This window comes from Microbacterium sp. B24 (assembly GCF_000333415.1).
Lineage (GTDB): Bacteria > Actinomycetota > Actinomycetes > Actinomycetales > Microbacteriaceae > Microbacterium.
Window position 1 is genome coordinate 1 of sequence record NZ_BADB01000375.1, and the last position, 1,902, is coordinate 1,902.

The window sequence follows — 1,902 nt, forward strand, 5'->3', positions numbered from 1 at the left end:
CCGAGACGCCGGAGACGCTGAGCAGCAGAAGGCGCTGCCACTGCGCCAGGTCGGCCTCGTCGTGCTCGCCGGTGCGGAGCGTGCGAAGGGCGCGCAGCTGCAGCAGCGAGAGTGCATCGACGTACGGGCTTCGCATCTNGACGGCGCGCTGCAGCACCGGCTTGTTCGAGAGCAGTTCGTCGCCGCCCACGATGCGCACGACCCAGTCGCCGGTGAGCTGCAGCTCGTCCACGACGAGGTCGGCCAGGTCGCTGCGGTCACCGAGGTCGAGGTAGCGGCGCGCGATACGACCGTCGGCCTTCGCGAGGCTCATGCCGACGTTGTCGATGACGGTGCGAAACAGGGGCCACTCGGCGTAGGCGCGTCGCAGGAGCTCGACGTCCCCGACGGCCTCCAGCGCGGATCCGAGACCGAACCAGCCGGCCAGGTTGATGCGGGCCTGCGACCACGCGAAGACCCACGGGATGGCGCGAAGGTCTTCGAGCGACTCGACCGACAGACCGCGTCGTGCGGGACGCGAGCCCAGCGCCAGCAGGCCGATCTCCTCCATCGGCGTCACGGTCGCGAACCACGACGCGAACCCGTCTGCCTTGACCAGCGAGAAGAATCGCGCACGGGAGGCGGCATCCATCGTCGCGGCGACCTCGGCGTAGCGCTCCGCCGCCGCGCTGTTGCGCTTCTCGATCGACGGGGCGGAGGCCAGCAGGACGGCCGCGGCGACCTGGTCGATGTGACGCATCGCGATGTTGGGGTCGCCGTAGCGCGCGAAGATCACCTCGCCCTGCTCGGTGAGCTTGAACCGTCCGTCGACCGAGTGCGGAGGCTGCGCCAGGATCGCCGAGTTGGCCGGTCCGCCGCCGCGACCGAGCGCGCCGCCTCGTCCGTGGAAGAGGGTGAGGTGGATGCCGCATTCCTTGGCCCAGGCGGCGATCTTCGCCTGCGCCTCGTAGAGGGCGAGGTTGGCGGCGACGGGACCGACGTCCTTCGAGGAGTCGGAGTAGCCGAGCATGACCTCGAGCCGCCGATCGGTGGCTTCCAGCCGTGCCGCGAACTGCGGGTGGTCGACGATCTCGGCCATGATCGCGGGCGCGGCCTGCAAGTCGGCGAAGGTCTCGAACAGGGGGATCACGTCGAGGACGGGAACGGTGCCCCCGGGGCCGACCGCCAGCCGCGCCAGCTCGTGCACGGCGGCGAGGTCGGCGGCGGACTGGGTGAAGGAGACGATGTAGCGGCCGGCGGCGCGCGGCCCGTAGCGGTTCTGGATCTGCGCGATCGTGCGGAAGACTTCGAGCACCTCCTCCGCCTGCGTGCTCAGCGGCTCGCCGCTGGCGGCTTCGGCGAGCACCTTGGCGTGGACGGCGGAGTGCTGACGCACCTCGAGTTCGGCGAGGTGGAAGCCGAAGGTCTCCACCTGCCACAGCAGCTGCTGGAGGTGTCCATACGCCTGGCGCGGGGCCCCCGCGTCGACGAGTGACTGCTGCACGGTGCGCAGCTCGCCCAGCAGCGCGTCGGGGTCGCGATATGCGAGATCGGCGTCGCGCTTGCGCGTGGCGGTGATGCGACGGGCGATCAGCAGCATCGCGCGCTTGTGCGGCTCGACCTTGGCCCGCTTGGCGGCGTCTGCCGCACCGTCCTCGTCGGCGTCTGCGAGTCGCTGCAGCAGGCCGAGGAGGTCAGCGGTCGGCGGCGTCGTGTCCTCGGACAGCGTCAGCGTCTTGGCGATCCGGACGGCCGAGCGCTCAAGGCCGAGCAGGATGTGCTCGGCACCGATCGACGCGGCCTTCTTCGTGACGGCGGCTGTCACGAACGGGTTGCCGTCACGGTCGCCGCCCACCCACGTCCCGAGACGGACGAAGGGGCGCACGACGGGCGCGCGACCGCCGGCCGCGGGTCCCTGCAGCG

At 71.2% G+C, this 1,902-nt stretch carries 1 protein-coding gene; it reads right to left on the minus strand.

The window, feature by feature from the left end; translation table 11 throughout:
• On the minus strand, positions 1-1,902 hold a 1,902-nt coding region (locus I5I_RS09825), incomplete at both ends, for a phosphoenolpyruvate carboxylase (protein ID WP_036318953.1).